Origin of the sequence: Streptococcus toyakuensis, from assembly GCF_024346585.1 — a bacterium.
Classification (GTDB): domain Bacteria; phylum Bacillota; class Bacilli; order Lactobacillales; family Streptococcaceae; genus Streptococcus; species Streptococcus toyakuensis.
The window spans coordinates 1,585,607-1,604,990 of sequence record NZ_AP024523.1 but is presented as its reverse complement, the minus strand read 5'-3'; the positions used below and the strand labels follow the sequence as shown (position 1 = coordinate 1,604,990).

The window sequence follows — 19,384 nt, the reverse complement described above, 5'->3', positions numbered from 1 at the left end:
TATACCATATTTTGGAGGAGAAAGGGGAAGATTGCTTTTGCAATGGGAAGAGTGATGGATTTTGAGGCTAAACATGCTATAATAAAGGGAGCAGGCAAGTAGCAAAGGAGAGAGTATGATACAGGTAAAACCAGAACTGGAGATGGAAAAACAACTGATCAACCAACTGGTGACTGGGGAAAGTCAATGGACTTACAGAGAAGACCTCAAAACAGAAGAGCAATTATGGGAAAATTTCTTTGAAAAGCTAGCCCAGAACAATGTGGCTCTATTGGCAGATCATCCCCTGACAGAACAGGAAAAACGCCAGATAAAGAATCAACTGAACTTTGTTAGCTACTATGATGCGGCCAAGTGGTTGGTCGGAGAAAATGGCATTGCCAAGGTTGAGGTCCAGAGAGAAGATGCTAGTTTGGGGACTATCCGTTTATCTGTCATTTGGCGAGATAATATCGCGGCTGGTAAGTCTAGTTATGAGGTTGTCAACCAAGTCGAGAGAGATAAGATAAATCCTCAGGATCAAGACCGCAGGCTAGATGTGACCCTCTTGATCAATGGCCTTCCAATGATTCAGATCGAGCTTAAAAGTCCCCGGGTTGCTTTTCTAGATGCCTTTCATCAAATTAAGAAGTATGATAGAGAAGGAAAGTTCCGTGGCATCTACTCTAGCTTACAGATGTTTGTTGTGACCAATAAAGTAGACACACGCTATATCGCTGCGGCTAGGGAAAATAAACTCAACAAGCAATTTCTAACTAAGTGGGTGGATAAAGACAACCAACCCATAACGAGCTTGACCAGTTTTGCCCACGAAGTCCTTTCCATCCCTCGTGCCCACCAGATGGTTATGCAGTATTCTGTCCTTGATGATAGCAAGAAGGCTCTTATCCTCCTGCGTCCCTACCAGATCCATGCAATCGAAGCAGTGCAAGAAGCCTCTCGCCAGCAAGCATCAGGATATGTCTGGCACACGACAGGTTCAGGTAAGACCCTGACTTCTTATAAGGTAGCTCGGAATCTCCTCCATATTCCTTCCATCCAAAAGACGATTTTTGTCGTTGACCGAAGGGACTTGGATCAACAGACCACTTCGTCATTTCTCTCCTATGCGACCAATGATGTCATTGATATCGATGAGACGGATAATACTCATGATTTGGTCAAGCGACTAGGAAGTAACGATAAGCGTGTGGTGGTAACTACTATCCAGAAAATCACCACCATGATGCGTAAGTTTGAGCAAGGACTTTACCAGCGTGATGCGGACAAAATCAGGGGCCTTCGAGTGGCCTTTGTCGTGGATGAATGCCACCGTGCCGTAACACCTCAAACACAAAAAGACATTCAGACCTTTTTCCCACAGTCTCTCTGGTATGGCTTTACAGGCACACCTATCTTTAAGGAAAATAAACGCCAGCAAGTCGGCGATCTAGCTCAAACCACCCAGCAACAGTACGGAGACCGTCTCCATGAGTATACAGTCAAGGAAGCCATCCATGATGGAGCAGTTTTAGGCTTTAAGGTAGATTATCGCAATACCCTCATCACGGATAAATCTGAAAATGACATACCAGATACTGTCTACGAGGATGAGGAGCATATGCTGGAAGTCTTGGATGCCATTATCAATAAATCTCGTCAACAGCTAGGCTTCCAAAAAGGAGTGGGTAAGACCTATAATGCTATCCTGACCGTCAAGTCAATCCCTCAAGCTCAAGCCTGCTATGATCTCCTCAAACGAGTCAAGGCTGGGGAGACGAGAGTCAAGGTATCGGAGAGGGTCAAGCAGGTCCTTCCTGACTTTCCAAAGGCGACTATCACTTACTCGGTCACAGAAAATGAAGAAGACTCAAGAGCCAATCAAGACCACATGAAGCAGGTTTTAGAAGACTATAACCAAGAGTTTGATACCCATTTTACCATGGCGGATCTGCGTGGCTTTAATACGGATGTCAATAACCGCCTAGCTCGAAAGCAGGACAAATACCTCTATCGCAATGAGCAGTTGGACTTAGTCATCGTAGTCAATCGTCTCCTAACGGGGTTTGATGCCCCTTGTCTGTCAACTCTCTTTATCGACCGCAAGCCCATGCAACCGCAGGACTTGATTCAGGCTTTTAGCCGAACCAACCGTATTTTTGACAGCAGTAAGACCTACGGTCATATCATCACCTTCCAAAAGCCTCTAGCCTTTAAGGAAGCAGTAGATAATGCCCTCAAGCTCTACTCAAATGGTGGTGAAAACGAGGTTCTAGCTCCAAGCTGGGAAGAGGAAAAGAGGAACTTTTTACGGAGTTGCAGTGATTTCAAAAATCTTGCTACTGATGACTATGTGAATGGTCTAGATTTCGAGCAAGTCTCTACGCCTGAGTTGAGGAAACTAGCTAAAACCTATCAAGCTCTTGATAAGTACCTAGCCTCTATCCGAGTGTATAAAGAGTATGATGAGGAAGAAGTTTACAGTCAGACGGGACTTGATGGAGAGAAGTTGGAAAGGTATCTGGGCCTTTATCGAAATGTCCTTGCAGAATTAAAAAGTCGAGTAGAGGATGATGACGATGGAGAGCCACTTGATATCCACTATGAACTGGAGTCTATCCAAGTGGACGAAATCAACTATGCCTATATCCTAACCTTGATCCAAAGCCTGATTGAACAAGGTCAAAGTCAAGAAAAGCACCTAAGCTCTCAAGATAAGGAAGCCGTGGATAACTATATTCAGAGTCTTGAGAAGACCAATCCCAATCTTGCTCAGATTATCACTGAACTTTGGAGAGAAGTTCAAGAACATCCAGAAAGCTATCGTGGTCAGTCCATTGCCAATATCTTGGATCAGATGATAGAGGCTGTCATCCAGCAACATATCCAAGTCTTTAGCAAGCGCTGGTATGTCGGCGAGGATGAACTCCGTTACTATGCCGAACATTACCGTAAGGGAGCTAAAAAACAACTAGGAGAAAGCCAACTGACTAAGAGCCAGCGCTATCAGGACTATAAGCTAGAGGTGGCAGATGCCCTCAATCCTCTCCTCTATAAAAAACAAATCAAGGAAGCCTATACCCAGCTAGTAGAGGAAGTCATTGAGCCGTTGAGGGTTGGGAGATAGTCCTTCTAGACTTAGAATAGGTCTCTATCCTAAAGTTTAAATGTATTCTATGTTTAGAACAATTGTTATTCCATAAATTTAAAAGTATTCTTCGTTTCGAATAGCTTATCTACGAAAGTTTTGAGGTCTTCGAACTTTCGAATAGTCGTCTTCCCTAAAGTTTATATGTATTCTAAAGCTAGAAAAGTTAAACTCCAAAAATAGTAAGAGTCTCTATCTAACAGACGGAATGTTTGTCTAGTCAGATAGAGATTTTTTAATTTGGAACTGTCTGATTTGTCCTGAAAAGTACATTTTGAATGGAAATAATGACAGTTGAGCGGATGGGGGTTAAAATGTTTTGGAAACTGTTAGAATGAATGTATCAACTTAAAGGAGAAAAATTGATGAAGAAAGTTAAAGATGATGAGGAGAGTATGCTATCGACACTTCCTTTATGGGGGCTTCTATTTTTGGTCTGTGCATTGTTTCAAGTCTTTGTATTTAAGGATAGACCTTTGGTTCAACCTCCTAGACAAGGAAGCATTGTAAAAACAGATCAAAAACAGGTCTATCTTCCAGAACTAATCCAGTCTTGGTTTGATAGAGAAGATAATAAATGATTCGTTAAATAGAAAGGATATCATCATGACAAAAACATACGCTATTCGCCCTCTTAGTTACAGCAACTTTACCAACCGTGAGTTTGAAAGCCTGATGATGGATACTCATCAAATTTTGCTCACTTTCTCTAAGACAAACAAGGATGAAGCTATGTATGCCAAACATTTGGAACCCTTCAAAACCAAGCTGGATGATTTTCAAGCTCAACTTGCAGTGGTGGAAACGAAAGAGTCTAGTAATCTGACAGAAGTTGATCGCAATCGTGATAGTGCCTTGGTCGGTCTCTTTACCCTTCATAGAGGATTTGCTAAGATTAAGGATGTTAAGCTCAAAGAAGCTCATGAAACTCTGAAACCAGTCTTTGCCAAGTACAAGGACATCACTAAGCACAGCAATGATGTAGAGACGGCAGAAATCAAGAGCCTGCTCAAAACGCTTAGTGAAACACCCTATCATGAGGCAGTTACCAGTCTAGGACTGACCCCTATGCTGACGGCGGTGGTCAATGCTCAAGAGGAATATGACCAAGTGGAAAGTAAGGCGCGTGCTTCTAAGTCTGCCAAGGAAGTTGGCAAGACCAGACAACTCCGTATCGAACTTTCAACCAGCTACGACCTCTTTATGCGCTATACCGCAGCCAGTGCAGAAGCCTATCCTGAAAAGGAACACCTGACTCAACTCCTCAAGGAACTTAATGGCATCCGAGATAGCAAACGCCGTCTCATCACTAGTAGCAAGAAAGATAAAAAGACCAAACCAGCAGAACCAGCCCAAGCAGCAGGATAAAGACAACCCCTTAGAAGCGGATTTCTAAGGGGGATTTTTGTGGTTTCGTGGTATAATTTTAGTATAGTTTAACAAGAGTATCTCATAGAAAAATGTCAAAAGACTATATTTTCATTTGACACGATGATAGGTTGATTCAGAAGTTAAGAAAGAGGAAATACATGCAGGAGTTACGAAGTAGTTTTAAAAAAGTATTTGGAACTAAATTTTTAGATTATTTTGAGAAACAGGATAAAAAGCATAGGTATCTGCAAACAGGGAACTACCAAGAAGTAATCTTGAGTTTTATGAATGACGAGAATAGGAGACGAGAAAATTACTATCGTGGGACTCACGTTCACTTCACTCGTTTTCTGCTTGTTAGTATTGAGAAGTTTAAAAATAATGATAGAACAATCGATTTTACAGAGTTAGATCATAAAGGTAAATTGATTTGGCAGTTGGAACATATTATACCTCAAAGTGATTTTGAACTGGGTGATTCTGACAAGAATAAATTAGGGAATTTAACTTTATTACATAGAGATACAAATGTAGAAATTTCAAACGAAAATTTTGAAGAAAAAAAGAAAGTCTTACATGAAGAAGATGAGTCAAAGTTTTACATTAATGAAGTTTTTAGAAGAAATAATTTTAAGAAATCTGATATTGATAAGAGATCAAGTGATTTAAAAAATGATTTAGTTGATATTATTAATAATCATTTTGATGCTTATTGTGAAAAAGTGTTGAAAATAAAGAATGAAACTAACGTGTTAAAACAGTCAGAAAGAAGTGATTATGAAAAATCAGAATAGAAGAATTCCAAAAATTAGATTTGTTAATTTTAATGATAAGTGGAACTATAAAACACTTGATGAAATATCAAATGCTATCGAATATGGTATAAATGCTCCTGCGAAGAACTTTGATGGTATTCATAAGTATCTTAGAATCACAGATATAGACGATACTTCTAGATTGTTTTTAACTGCGAAACTTAGCTCTCCAGATGTTGATTTTTCTGAAGAAAATTATGAAAACTATAAATTGCAGAAGAACGATCTCCTATTCGCACGTACTGGTGCGAGTGTTGGGAAAACCTATCTTTACAGAGAATCAGATGGTGAAGTTTATTATGCTGGATTCTTAATTAGAGCGAGATTACATGATTCATATGATGGAAATTTTGTTTTTCAGCAGACTCTTACTGATAAGTATAAGCAATTTATTGATATCACTTCACAACGGTCAGGTCAACCTGGCGTTAATGGGAAAGAATATGGAGATTGGAAGATTGGAATCGCATCTTACTCTGAACAATCCGCCATCGGTACCCTTTTCCGTACCCTCGACGACCTTCTGTCTAGCTACAAAGATAATCTTACCAACTACCAATCTCTTAAAGCGACCATGCTCTCCAAGATGTTTCCAAAAGCTGGACAGACAGTCCCTGAGATTCGTTTGGATGGATTCGAAGGTGAGTGGGAGCTTTGTGAAATTAATGATTTAGCTGATGACTTTCAAAGTGGTGGCACTCCAAAAACAAATGTTCAGGAATATTGGGATGGGGATATTCCTTGGATTCAGTCATCTGACTTAGGGATAAATTGTCTATTTGAGATTAAAGTTCAAAAAAGTATTTCTGAGAAAGGTTTGGAAAGTTCATCAGCCAAAATAATACCAAAAGATTCAATTGCGGTTGTTACGAGAGTTGGAGTTGGGAAGTTAGCGGTGATGCGTCATGAATACGCAACAAGTCAGGATTTTTTATCACTCTCAAATCTTAAATCCAATATAGAATTCACAGCATATTTGCTATATAGATTACTTCAAAAGGAAGTTAACCAACTTCAAGGGACATCAATAAAGGGTATTACTAAAGTGGAATTACTATCGAAAAAAGTACTTATCCCATCTCTCCCTGAACAACAAGCCATCGGTGCCTATTTTTCCACACTCGATAACCTTATCAATTCTCACCACGAAAAAATTTCTCAGTTAGAAACACTGAAAAAGAAACTCTTGCAGGATATGTTTATTTAAGGAGGAATTATGTATAGCTCTATTAAAGATTTAATTGAAAATTTAAAATTTGAAAAGAAAAGACTTCAAGATATCTTTAGTGAATTAGCTGATTATGAACAAGAATCATATAAGACTAGCTACCAACAAGTAGATGATTGGTTTTCTACCCTTATTGATTTGGTTAATAACGAACTAGATGATGAGTTTTTATCTGGTTATGTGACAGAAAAGTATAAAAAACTACGTGAGAATTGGTTAGGAAATATATTTAGTTGTCATGGTAGTGATGTTTATATGTATGAAACAAATTTACCTCAAATTTTAGAGAATTTTAAAGTAATTAAACTTTTCTCATTTATTTCGAAAGTTGATTCTACAACTGTTATAATAGGAGCTAATGGAGCGGGAAAATCAAGTCTTATTAATGAATTAAGGAAGAATAGTATTGATGAGATGTATGTTTTACCTGCTCAGAAACTATTATATTTTGTGTCTAATATTCATAATCGTAATAATATTGAACAAGAGAATTACATTCTCGATTTGAAAAAGACAAATATTAAATACGATACCATTAATTTGTATCCATCAAATATTGAAGAGAATTTTTCAAATACTTTTACTAACTTAATAACACTATTAGTAAAAGATGTTATGGTTGTGGCTACTTATAAATTCAGAGGACAAAACGATTCGTCATTATCTTTGTGGCAAAAATTAGAAAAAATATGGAATAAAATTAAACCAGAAATTAGTTTTGAAATTGATCCTATAAAGATAATTGTAAACGTTGAAAAAAATCACTCTAAATATAGTATAAATGGTCTTAGTGATGGAGAACGTTGTATTTTATTTTATATAGGCAGTGTTCTTCTAGCTCCAGAGAATAGCTATATTGTCGTTGACGAACCAGAAACATTTCTAAATGCTGCCGTCTATAATGAATTATGGGATTTGCTCATATCAGAGCGACCTGATTGTCAATTTATTTTTGCTTCACATAACATGGACTTTGTTCAATCTAGAACAAATGCAACCTATATATGGTGTAAGAATTTTGAAGCACCTTATGATTTGGATTATCAGGTGTTGGAAGAATCACAAGAAATACCATTACCATTATTAACTGAAGTATCTGGTGCAAAAAAGCCAATTTTGTTTTGCGAAGGAACTAAAAATAGTCTGGACTATCAAATATATTCCAAATTATTCAGTGAATTTTGTTTTGTCAAACCAGTTCAAGGGCATAAACAAGTTATTCAATACACAAAAGCTTACAATAAATTAGAGGAAACATATGGTAATAAAGCATACGGCATTATTGATTATGACTGGATGGATGAGGCAAGAATTGAAAGCTATAAAAAGAAAAATATTTTTGTGCTCCCTTTTAATGAGATAGAGATGCTTTTGGTAGATGAAGAAATGGTGAATTCTGTTCTATCTGATGATGAGGAAGATAAAAAACAAAAAATTAATAAGCTTCGAGACACTGTTATTGGTTTATGTACAACAAATAAAGATAAGATAATACGAATTGCCTTGAAAAAGAAACTTGATGAATTTATGGAAGGGAATTTGATAGAAACAAGAGAACCAACCGAGGATGAAGCACGGACATTTTTAGAAAATTTATCAGAAAAATTTGATATAACTGTAACATTAGAAAATATAACTAAAATGGTGGAAGATAGCATAGCTTCTTCAGATTTTTCGAAAATTTTAAAGATTTGTAACTTGAAAAATGAAATAATTTCTTCCAAAGAAATTAAAGAAATAGTTTCTAACTTTAAAGAAAAAGCTTTAAATAGTATTGCAATGAATAATGATTTACAGATTACATTACGTCATAAATATTTTGAAGAATTAGAAATGAAACTATTGGACAAATCGTTAGATTTTTGAATTTATAAAAAAGAAAGAAACACTATGGAAACAACACAAACGTCCCAGTCGCTCTACCAAGCCCTGTGGAACTCAGCGGATGTTCTCCGCTCTAAGATGGATGCTAATGACTACAAGTCCTATCTCTTGGGCATGGTCTTTTATAAGTACCTGTCAGATAAGATGCTCTTTTTCGTGGCGGAGACTATGGAGGAGGGGAGTGAGAGTCTAGAGACTGCCCTTGAGGTCTATCGCAACTACTATGAGGATGCGGACACCCACGAGGATCTTCTTGCAGTGATGAAGGACGAACTCAACTATAGTATCAAGCCTGAGTTGACCTTTACGGCTCTTGTAGCACGTGTCAATGAGGGAACTTTCCAGTTGGAAGATTTGGCTCAGGGTTTTCGAGATATTGAGCAGAGTGATGAACTCTATGAAAATCTCTTTGAAGATATTGATCTCTATTCCAAAAAGCTAGGGGCAACTCCGCAAAAGCAAAACCAAACGGTGGCGGCGGTCATGAAAGAGTTGGCTGTGCTAGATGTGGCTGGTCATGCTGGTGATATGCTGGGAGATGCTTATGAGTATCTGATTGGTCAGTTTGCGACTGACTCGGGTAAGAAGGCTGGTGAGTTCTATACACCTCAGCCTGTTGCCAAACTCATGACTCAGATTGCCTTTTTGGGTCGTGAGGATCAGCTAGGCTTTACCATCTATGATGCGACTATGGGGTCTGGCTCTCTCTTGCTCAATGCCAAGAAATACTCTCATAAACCGCAGACGGTGGTCTACTTTGGTCAGGAGCTCAATACCTCAACCTATAATTTGGCTCGGATGAACATGATTCTACACGGTGTTCCTGTTGAAAATCAATTTCTCCACAATGCCGATACACTAGATGAAGACTGGCCGACTCAAGAACCGACTAACTTTGATGGTGTTCTCATGAACCCGCCCTACTCTGCCAAGTGGTCAGCAAGCTCTGGCTTTATGGCGGATCCTCGTTTCTCTCCATTTGGGAAACTGGCACCCCAGTCCAAGGCTGACTTTGCCTTTCTTTTGCATGGTTACTACCATCTCAAGCAGGATAATGGGGTTATGGCTATCGTCCTTCCTCACGGGGTTCTTTTCCGTGGCAATGCGGAAGGAACCATTCGTAAGGCCTTGTTAGAAGAAGGAGCCATTGACACGGTTATCGGTCTACCTGCTAATATCTTCTTTAATACCAGCATTCCGACCACGGTCATCATTCTCAAAAAGAACCGTACCAATCGTGATGTCTACTTTATCGATGCTTCTAAGGAGTTTGATAAGGGGAAAAACCAGAATATCATGACGGATGCGCATATCGAGAAGATTCTGGAAGCCTACAAGTCACGTGAGGAGATTGACAAGTTTGCCCATCTGGCAAGTTATGAAGAAATCGTTGAAAATGACTACAACCTCAATATCCCTCGCTATGTAGATACCTTTGAGGAAGAAGAAGTCGAGCCTCTGACAGATATCGTTGGAAAGATTAACACAACCAATCAAGCAATCCAAAACCAAACCGCTTCCCTACTCGAAATGCTCGGTCAACTACACGGAACCACACCAGAAGCCGATGCTGAGCTTAAAGAGTTTTTGAAAGAGTTTAAAGGGTGATGAGAGTAATTGATTCGCTCATATTCCGCTCATAATTCGCTCGTTTTTAAGATACAACTTTGTTTCCATATTTCCTGGGAACTAGTAGAAAGTTAGGAGAAATATGGGAAACAACAACCAACGTGCCCTTTGCCAACAACTCTGGGCTAGAAACAAATACCTTGTCTTGAGCCATTCTAGCAATATTTACAATGAGATTCGTCAATATCTCAAGCAAGAAGTGGTGGAAGTGAGTCAGGTTCAAGAGATGATTGACCATGCCTGTCAAATCCCAGAACACAGGGGTCAGGTTTGCAATGCCTTTCAGCATATTTGGGGATATTTCAAGAAGAAAGCAACGGAGAATGAACGCAAGGATTATATGTTTTTACTGGAGCGTTATCACTCTGGTCATGCCACCAAAGAAGACTTAATTGCTAAGACGAGAGATTTACTTGAACGTTACCCAAATACATACTTGCAACATTCGACTTTACTGAAAGGAGACTCCCATGAGACTTTGGCATGAGGCTTTGATTTCACAACTTCCCCGTCCTCAACTCTTGGGGCAGCATCGAGAGTGTTGCGCTCTACGTGGCAATGGCTGGGGTAGAAAGCATGCGACGGTGGACTATGTCTTTACTCACTCGCCTTACCAGCTATTTGCCTACCATGATTTGATCATGAAGGAGATGGCTCGTCGTGGCTACAAGGTTAGTCCAGAGTGGCTGGACAAGAACTACCGCGGTAAGACCTGCCCTCCTTATGAAGATTTAGCAGAGGAAAAATTGACTAGTCCTATATACAGCGAACATGACGATGCCTACTATGAGGAGTGTCTGGCTAATCTTCGAGAGAAGGGAATTGAGCTGGAGTAAACGTAAGGATTACCAGCACTTTATACCTCTTCTCGTAATTTTTTCGAATAATAAAGATGAGACCTTTAGAGTTTTTCTAAGGTCGTCTTTTTATGAGTGTTCAGATTTACTTTTAATAACTTTTGAGTTATAATTTTAAAAAAACCAAGCGTGAACTAAAGGACTTAAAAGAAAGAGGGTTAAGTGATGAAGAATAGTGCTATTGGGAGTAACTGGAAGGATGTCCGGTCAGAACTCTTTACCAAGGAGGAAATACTTGAAAGTGATATGCGAGTAGCTATCATGAGTGAGTTGATTGAGGCTAGACATGAGCAAGGAATCAGTCAGAAAAAGCTAGAAGAACTCAGTGGAGTAAGCCAGCCGGTTATAGCTAGGATGGAAACAGGTAAGACTAGCCCTCAGTTGGACACAGTCTTAAAAGTCCTAGCCAGTTTAGGAAAGACACTAGCAGTCGTCCCACTTGAACAGGGGAAAAGTTGATAGGAAGGGGTTGGAAAACTTTAACAAATTTAACAGTTATAGTGCCTCAAGTGTATAATATAGAAAAATTATGCTTTATTTATATCAAGTGCGAACGAAGTGAGCTTTTAGCAGATATTTCCCGCTATAGTGGTATTCTAGATAATAATTTATTATTATCTAGAACGGAATTTTTGAGACATTCTGGCTCAAAAATTAGGGATGAAATTACGAAGTAAGTTGCTCCCGTCCGCACTTTTCAGGGAAATATCAGAATTACAAAAGAAAAATCAACCTATAGTCTTTTCTAATAACAAGCCATAGTCGCTTATAAGAATTACTAATAACGCGTTTGAGTATTCTAACTGGAATACGGCTTTGAAACAAGCTACACAAAGGATTTGAGGCATTTGTTTCAAGTCTTTTTCTTTTGTCTAAAATGGAGATATAGTTTCAAACTATATCAAAGCCTAATTTTTTACAATTATACAGATGATTTCTTTTCTGTTAAGATAGTTTCAACAACAAATTTTGGAGGACACATCATGTCAACTACAATCATCGGTTTCCCTCGTTTGGGCGAATTCCGCGAATTAAAATTTACAACTGAAAAATACTTTAGAAAAGAAATCTCAGAAGAAGAACTCCTTGCAGCCGCAAAAGACTTGCGTGCTAAACACTGGAATATCGTCAAAGAAAAAGGCATCACTGAAATTCCATCAAATGACTTTTCTCACTATGACAACTTCCTAGATGCAGCTTTCCTTTTCAACGTGGTACCTGCTTCAGTTCAAAACTTGGAATTGTCTGACCTTGAGCGCTACTTCGCTTTGGGTCGTGGTTACCAAGGAGAAAAAGGGGACGTTCGCGCCCTTCCAATGAAGAAATGGTTCAATACCAACTACCACTACATCGTTCCTAAATTTGAAAAAGACACTCAAGTCAAACTTGCAGGTCACAAAATCTTTGATGAGTTCCAAGAAGCAAAAGAACTTGGTCTCAACACTCGTCCTGTTCTTGTAGGTCCATTCACTTTCCTTCAATTGTCAGACTTTGAAGAAGGCGTGAAAGCAGAAGACTTCGTAGACAGCTTAGTGGCTGCTTACCAAGAAGTTTTTGCTAAATTGGCAGAACTTGGTGCGACTCGTATCCAATTGGATGAAGCGGCTCTTGTCAAAGACTTGACAGCCGAAGAAAAAGCTCTCTTCTTGAACCTTTACAACAAACTCTTGGCTGACAAAAAAGGTCTTGAAGTCTTGCTTCAAACTTACTTCGGTGATGTTCGTGACGTCTACGCTGACCTTGTGAAATTGCCAGTAGATGCTATCGGTCTTGATTTCGTTGAAGGTAAGAAAACTCTTGAACTCGTTAAAGGTGGCTTCCCAGCTGACAAAACTCTCTACGCAGGTATCGTCAATGGTAAAAACATCTGGCGTAACAACTACGAAAAGAGCTTGGCCATTCTTGAGCAAATCCCAGCTGAAAACATTGTCTTGACAAGCTCATGCTCACTTCTTCATGTGCCATTTACAACTGCTAATGAAGAATTTGAACCAGCTATCTTGAACCACTTTGCCTTTGCAGTTGAAAAATTGGATGAGATTCGTGATTTGGACGCTATCCGCAATGGTCAAGGTGCAGAAGCACTTGCTGCTAACAAAGAACTCTTTGCGACTGAGCGTGTGGGTGAAAATGCGGAACTTCGTGCTCGTATCGCTGGATTGACGGACGCAGACTACACTCGTTTGCCAGCCTTTGCAGAACGTGAAGCTATCCAAGAAGAAGCTTTCAAACTTCCAGCTCTTCCAACAACAACTATCGGTTCATTCCCTCAAACAAAAGAAGTTCGTGCTAAACGTTTGGCTTACCGTAAAGGTGAATTGTCTCAAGAAGAGTACGATGCTTTCCTTGCTGAAACGATTGATGAATGGATCAAATGGCAAGAAGATATCGACTTTGATGTCCTTGTTCACGGTGAATTTGAGCGTAATGACATGGTTGAGTACTTCGGTCAAAACTTGTCAGGTTACCTCTTCTCTAAAAATGGTTGGGTACAGTCATACGGTATGCGTGGGGTTAAACCACCAATCATCTGGGGTGATGTAACTCGTCTTAACCCTATCACTGTTAAATGGTCTAGCTATGCACAAAGCCGTACAAACAAACCTGTTAAAGGTATGTTGACTGGACCTGTTACCATCCTCAACTGGTCATTCCCACGTGAAGACATCTCTATCAAGGATTCTACTCTTCAAATCGCCCTTGCTATCAAGGATGAAGTGCTTGACCTTGAAGCTGCTGGTGTGAAAATCATCCAAATCGATGAGGCTGCTCTTCGTGAAAAATTGCCGCTCCGTCGTAGCGACTGGTACGAAGACTACCTTGACTGGGCAATTCCTGCCTTCCGCTTGGTACACTCAACAGTAGCGCCAGATACTCAAATCCACACTCACATGTGTTACTCAGAATTTACAGATATCATCCCAGCTATCGACAACATGGATGCAGACGTTATCTCATTTGAGGCTAGCCGTTCAAACCTTGAAATCTTGGACGAACTCAAAGCGAAAAACTTCCAAACAGAAGTGGGACCTGGGGTTTACGATATCCACTCACCTCGTGTGCCAAATGAAGGCGAAATCGACCACACAATCGAAGCCATCCTTGCTAAAGTGCCAAGCAAGAAAGTTTGGATCAACCCTGACTGTGGTTTGAAAACACGTGGTATTCCAGAAACAAAAGAAAGCTTGATTCGCCTTGTTGAAGCAGCTAAAGCTGCGCGTGAGAAATTGTAAGATAGGATTTCCCAAGAAGCGCTGTTTGGCAATCTGCCTGTTTCACTTGGGTTCTAAGAGTCCAGCTAAGGAAAAAAATCAACTAGAAAAGGATAAGGACTATGTCACGCCAAACACCGTCACTCTCATTTGAAGTGTTTCCTCCAAACCCAGCAGTAGGCAACGATAAGATTATTGCAGCTCTTCAAAATATGCAGGAGTTGGCCCCTCACTTTATCAGTGTAACTGCCAGCAATAATAAATTTAATATCAAGGAAACAACTGTTCGTTTGGCTGACTTTATCCAAAATGACTTGGCGATTCCGACTATTGCTCACTTGCCAGCCATCTATTTGACCAAGGACAAGGTGGCTGAAACCATTGCTGACTTGGATAAGGTTGGGGTGCAGAAAATTTTGGCTCTTCGTGGGGATATTATTCCAGATGTGGAGCCACAAAAGGATTTCCGATATGCAACGGACTTGATCAAGTTCATCAAGGAACAAGCCCCTCACTTTGATATTGTCGGAGCTTGCTACCCAGAAGGGCATCCAGATTCACCAAATCAGATTTCAGATATCCAAAATCTCAAGAAGAAAGTAGATGCAGGCTGTTCGAGTCTTGTAACTCAGCTTTTCTTTGACAATGAGCGCTTCTATGATTTCCAAGACAAGTGCATCTTGGCTGGGATTGATGTTCCTATTCATGCAGGGATTATGCCAATTCTAAATCGAAATCAAGCTCTCCGCCTCTTGAAGACTTGTGAGAATATCCATCTTCCACGCAAATTTAAAGCCATCTTAGACAAGTATGAGCATGACCCTGAGTCGCTCAGAGCAGCAGGACTTGCCTATGCAGTGGACCAAATCGTGGACTTGGTAACTCAGGATGTTGCCGGTGTGCATCTCTACACTATGAACAATGCGGATACAGCAAAATACATCCACCAAGCAACTCATGCTTTGTTTAATCACCAGTCTCTAGGATAATAAAAAGCAAACCATTCTTCTCAGTTGAGGGGAATGGTTCCTTTTTAATGGTAAAGGCCGCACTTTTTAAGAAAAATATGATAAAATAGACTCTGTACGTACTTGATACAAAGATGAGGGTATTAAAAAAATAATGCATTTAAACTGAGAGTCTTAGATGTTTTAGCATCAAAACTTTCTGATGACTAACGGTAGGAAAGAGCGACACGAACGAGTCAAATCGATGTTATTTGACGAGAGAGTTAGTAAAGCATTTAGCTAATCGCCTGATAGCGAGTAGCGTGAAAGGATTAGATGCTTTAGCATCAAACCTTTCTAATGATTTGTATCTTGAGAATTGAACACGCCTACAACTCTATGGAAAAAGATAAATCTGCCTAGGAGCAGTTGCTCCGTCGTTCGATTTCCTATTTTCCTTTGAGTTGCTTGACGGCTTAGTATCTTGATTTTTGTAGGCAAGGCGTATAATTTCATCAATCCAAAGGGGATTAAAATGACAAAACAAGTGTTTCAAACGACTTTTGCGGGTCGTGAGTTAATTGTAGAGACTGGTCAGGTTGCTAAGCAAGCAAATGGCTCTGTTGTCGTGCGTTACGGTGAGTCAACTGTCTTGACTGCTGCCGTTATGTCTAAGAAAATGGCAACTGGGGATTTCTTCCCCCTTCAAGTCAACTATGAAGAAAAAATGTATGCGGCTGGGAAGTTTCCTGGTGGCTTTATGAAACGTGAAGGACGTCCTTCAACAGATGCGACATTGACAGCGCGTTTGATTGACCGTCCAATCCGACCAATGTTTGCGGAAGGTTTCCGTAATGAAGTACAAGTCATCAACACCGTGCTTTCTTATGATGAAAATGCATCTGCACCAATGGCTGCTATGTTTGGTTCATCCTTGGCACTCTCTATTTCAGATATCCCATTTGACGGCCCAATTGCTGGGGTACAGGTGGGCTATGTAGATGGCCAAATCATCATCAACCCTAGTCAAGAACAAGCAGAACAATCTCTCCTTGAATTGACAGTAGCTGGTACCAAGCACGCCATCAACATGGTAGAGTCTGGTGCTAAAGAATTGTCAGAAGAAATCATGCTGGAAGCCCTTCTTAAAGGGCATGAAGCTGTTAAAGAATTGATTGCCTTCCAAGAAGAAATCGTTGCCGCAGTTGGTAAGGAAAAAGCAGAAGTAGAGTTGCTTCATGTAGACGCTGAATTACAGACTGAAATCATCGCAGCCTACAATAGTGACCTTCAAAAGGCAGTTCAAGTAGAAGAAAAATTGGCTCGTGAAGCTGCAACTCAAGCAGTCAAAGACCAAGTCACTGCTGTTTATGAAGAAAAATATGCAGATCACGAAGAATTTGACCGCATCATGCGTGATGTGGCTGAAATCTTGGAACAAATGGAACACGCTGAAGTGCGCCGTTTGATTACAGAAGACAAGGTGCGTCCTGACGGTCGTAAGGTCGATGAAATCCGTCCTTTGGATGCGGTTGTTGACTTCCTTCCTCGTGTGCACGGCTCTGGTCTCTTTACTCGTGGGCAAACTCAGGCTCTTTCAGTCTTGACCTTGGCTCCGATGGGTGAAACTCAAATCATTGATGGTTTGGATCCAGAGTACAAGAAACGCTTTATGCACCACTATAACTTCCCACAATACTCTGTTGGGGAAACTGGTCGTTACGGTGCACCAGGTCGTCGTGAAATCGGTCACGGTGCTCTTGGTGAGCGTGCTCTTGCTCAAGTCTTGCCAAGTTTGGAAGAATTCCCATATGCTATCCGTTTGGTAGCAGAAGTCTTGGAATCAAACGGTTCTTCTTCTCAGGCTTCTATCTGTGCTGGAACTCTTGCCCTTATGGCTGGTGGTGTGCCAATCAAGGCGCCAGTAGCTGGTATTGCCATGGGACTTATCTCAGATGGAAACAACTACACTGTCTTGACAGATATCCAAGGTTTGGAAGACCACTTTGGAGACATGGACTTCAAGGTTGCGGGTACTCGTGACGGGATTACAGCCCTTCAAATGGATATCAAGATTCAAGGGATTACTGCAGAAATCTTGACTGAGGCTCTTGCTCAAGCCAAGAAAGCCCGTTTTGAAATCCTTGATGTGATTGAAGCAACCATTCCAGAAGTTCGTCCAGAATTGGCTCCAACTGCTCCGAAAATTGATACCATCAAGATTGATGTGGACAAGATTAAGATTGTCATCGGTAAGGGTGGAGAAACCATCGACAAGATTATCGCTGAAACAGGCGTTAAGATTGATATCGATGAAGAAGGAAATGTATCTATCTACTCTAGCGACCAAGATGCCATCAATCGTGCTAAAGAAATTATTGCTGGTTTGGTCCGTGAAGCCAAAGTGGATGAAGTTTACCGTGCTAAAGTCGTTCGTATCGAGAAATTTGGTGCCTTTGTTAACCTCTTTGATAAGACAGATGCCCTTGTTCATATCTCTGAGATGGCTTGGACGCGTACCAATAATGTCGAAGACTTGGTAGCAATCGGGGATGAAGTTGATGTTAAGGTTATCAAGATTGATGAAAAAGGACGTGTGGATGCTTCTATGAAAGCCCTTCTTCCTCGTCCTCCAAAACCTGAACGTGATGAAAAAGGCGAAAAGTCTGAGAGACCTCACCGCCCACGTCATCACAAGGACCACAAACCTAAGAAAGAATTTACAGAAACACCAAAAGATTCAGAATAAGAAAAGGAGAAATGTATGGGATGGTGGCGCGAAACCATTGATATCGTAAAAGAAAATGATCCAGCGGCCCGCACCACTTTGGAGGTTTTACTGACTTATCCAGGTGTCAAGGCCTTGGCGGCCCACCGTCTTTCGCATTTTCTCTGGAAGCATGGCTTCAAACTCTTGGCTCGTATGCACAGTCAGTTTTGGCGCTTTTGGACTCAGATTGAGATTCATCCAGGTGCTCAAATCGACTCTGGAGTCTTTATTGACCATGGTTCAGGCCTGGTTATCGGAGAGACTGCGATTGTTGAAAAAGGTGTTATGCTTTACCACGGAGTAACTCTTGGTGGGACAGGAAAAGACTGTGGCAAACGCCATCCAACCGTGCGAAAAGGAGCTTTAATATCCGCTCATGCCCAAGTCATTGGACCAGTGGAAATTGGTGAAAATGCCAAGGTCGGTGCAGCAGCAGTTGTCGTGGCAGACGTACCTAGTGATGTGACGGTTGTCGGTATTCCGGCTAAGATTGTCCGAGTTCATGGACAGAAGGATGAACCGACGATCCACGAAGTCGAAGAAAAACGAGAGTACTACGTCAATAAACTCGAGCAATCTAAAGATGCCAGTCACAGATCGTCTGGTTTGTAGAGGGTACCTATATGATTCAAGCAAGAAACAAGTTAAGCCAAGAGGAGCTATCTGAGGCGAAAAAACTAATTAACTATTGCCAAAACTATGACGGTACCTATCGTGATCCCTATCTTTCTAACATGCTTAATTTTGACCCAAACATGCCCGCCTTTTTCCTTTATTATGAAAAAGGCGAACTTGTTGGTCTCTTAACTGTCTATGCTGATGACCAAGATGTGGAAGTGACGATACTGGTTCATCCAGATCATCGCCATCAGGGAATTGCGCGTGCATTGTTTACTAGTTTTGAGAAAGAAACGGCTTCTTTCTCTATTCGTTCAGTGACTTTTCAGACAGAACGTATTTTTCTAGAACGTCATCCTGATTTTGCCAGCAACTGGGGATTGGTCGAGGACGAGGATACAGAAACTTGGTTAGGTAAGGATAGAAAACCTTATCAGTTAGCAAATTTTTCTAATCTTGAAGTTTTGTTAGCAGATAGTTCGTATCAGGAGCAAATTAGTCAGTTAAAATTTCAGGCATTCTCAGAGGAACATGAGTCTAGAGAGATTGTTGATAGATATGTCGCTGAAGCTCTGAAGGATCCAGAAAGTCGCTTATATATTTTGTTAAAAGACGGTCAGGTTATTGGAACTTGCACGGTAGATTTATCGACTAATACGAATTACTTCTACGGTTTAGCAATATCTGAACCTGAACGTGGGAAAGGCTATGGAAGCTACTTAGCAAAATCCCTTGTCAACCAACTAATTGAGCAAAATGATAAGGAATTTCAGATTGCAGTGGAAGATAGCAATGTAGGTGCCAAGCGCTTATATGAAAAGATTGGCTTTGTCAAACAAACCCAAGTGGTTTATCTGAATGCGAAAGGAGCAAGGGATTCCGAAGTGTAGAGACATTCGGACTGAAATTCAATTGAACTCTTAGTG

At 40.5% G+C, this 19,384-nt stretch carries 15 protein-coding genes; all 15 read left to right on the top strand.

What is annotated here, in order from left to right; genetic code table 11:
- Positions 1–115: 115 nt before the first annotated feature.
- The gene (locus tag STYK_RS08125; protein WP_261804855.1) at positions 116–3,106 is read left to right on the top strand and encodes a type I restriction endonuclease subunit R; all 2,991 of its coding nucleotides are present in this window, start codon (positions 116–118) and stop codon (positions 3,104–3,106) included.
- 386 nt (positions 3,107–3,492) lie between these two features.
- The gene (locus STYK_RS08120; protein ID WP_049516278.1) at positions 3,493–3,708 is read left to right on the top strand and encodes a hypothetical protein; all 216 of its coding nucleotides are present in this window, start codon (positions 3,493–3,495) and stop codon (positions 3,706–3,708) included.
- Positions 3,709–3,733: 25 nt separating this feature from the next.
- A complete protein-coding gene (locus STYK_RS08115; protein WP_261804854.1) occupies positions 3,734–4,495 on the top strand; it encodes a DUF6261 family protein in 762 nt (253 codons plus the stop codon).
- 161 nt (positions 4,496–4,656) lie between these two features.
- On the top strand, positions 4,657–5,292 hold the full coding sequence (locus STYK_RS08110; RefSeq protein WP_261087870.1) for an HNH endonuclease family protein: 636 nt from the start codon (positions 4,657–4,659) through the stop codon (positions 5,290–5,292).
- On the top strand, positions 5,276–6,520 hold the full coding sequence (locus STYK_RS08105) for a restriction endonuclease subunit S (RefSeq protein WP_261087869.1): 1,245 nt from the start codon (positions 5,276–5,278) through the stop codon (positions 6,518–6,520). Before STYK_RS08110 ends, STYK_RS08105 begins: the two co-directional genes overlap by 17 nt.
- 9 nt (positions 6,521–6,529) lie before the next feature.
- The gene (locus STYK_RS08100) at positions 6,530–8,407 is read left to right on the top strand and encodes an AAA family ATPase (RefSeq protein WP_261087864.1); all 1,878 of its coding nucleotides are present in this window, start codon (positions 6,530–6,532) and stop codon (positions 8,405–8,407) included.
- Positions 8,408–8,431: 24 nt separating this feature from the next.
- A complete protein-coding gene (locus tag STYK_RS08095; protein WP_261804853.1) occupies positions 8,432–10,033 on the top strand; it encodes a type I restriction-modification system subunit M in 1,602 nt (533 codons plus the stop codon).
- A 103-nt stretch (positions 10,034–10,136) separates the two neighbouring features.
- Positions 10,137–10,541 (top strand): YbgA family protein, encoded by a 405-nt coding sequence (locus STYK_RS08090; protein WP_261804852.1) that lies wholly within the window; start codon positions 10,137–10,139, stop codon positions 10,539–10,541.
- Positions 10,525–10,890 carry a TIGR02328 family protein gene (locus STYK_RS08085; protein WP_060627704.1) on the top strand — a complete coding sequence of 122 codons (366 nt, stop codon included), beginning with the start codon at positions 10,525–10,527 and terminating at the stop codon, positions 10,888–10,890. Before STYK_RS08090 ends, STYK_RS08085 begins: the two co-directional genes overlap by 17 nt.
- Positions 10,891–11,076: 186 nt before the next feature.
- Complete coding sequence (locus STYK_RS08080; RefSeq protein WP_033686503.1) at positions 11,077–11,370, top strand: helix-turn-helix domain-containing protein; 294 nt, start codon at positions 11,077–11,079, stop codon at positions 11,368–11,370.
- Positions 11,371–11,894: 524 nt separating this feature from the next.
- Positions 11,895–14,144 carry a 5-methyltetrahydropteroyltriglutamate--homocysteine S-methyltransferase gene (gene metE / locus STYK_RS08075; RefSeq protein WP_261804851.1) on the top strand — a complete coding sequence of 750 codons (2,250 nt, stop codon included), beginning with the start codon at positions 11,895–11,897 and terminating at the stop codon, positions 14,142–14,144.
- A gap of 101 nt (positions 14,145–14,245) precedes the next feature.
- Positions 14,246–15,112, top strand: coding sequence for a methylenetetrahydrofolate reductase [NAD(P)H] (gene metF / locus STYK_RS08070; protein WP_045612155.1), 867 nt, complete (start codon positions 14,246–14,248; stop codon positions 15,110–15,112).
- A 493-nt stretch (positions 15,113–15,605) separates the two neighbouring features.
- Positions 15,606–17,819 (top strand): polyribonucleotide nucleotidyltransferase, encoded by a 2,214-nt coding sequence (gene pnp, locus STYK_RS08065; RefSeq protein WP_261804850.1) that lies wholly within the window; start codon positions 15,606–15,608, stop codon positions 17,817–17,819.
- A 15-nt stretch (positions 17,820–17,834) separates the two neighbouring features.
- Complete coding sequence (cysE, locus tag STYK_RS08060) at positions 17,835–18,452, top strand: serine O-acetyltransferase (RefSeq protein WP_000539984.1); 618 nt, start codon at positions 17,835–17,837, stop codon at positions 18,450–18,452.
- 11 nt (positions 18,453–18,463) lie between these two features.
- Complete coding sequence (locus STYK_RS08055) at positions 18,464–19,348, top strand: GNAT family N-acetyltransferase (protein ID WP_084929826.1); 885 nt, start codon at positions 18,464–18,466, stop codon at positions 19,346–19,348.
- Positions 19,349–19,384: the final 36 nt, after the last annotated feature.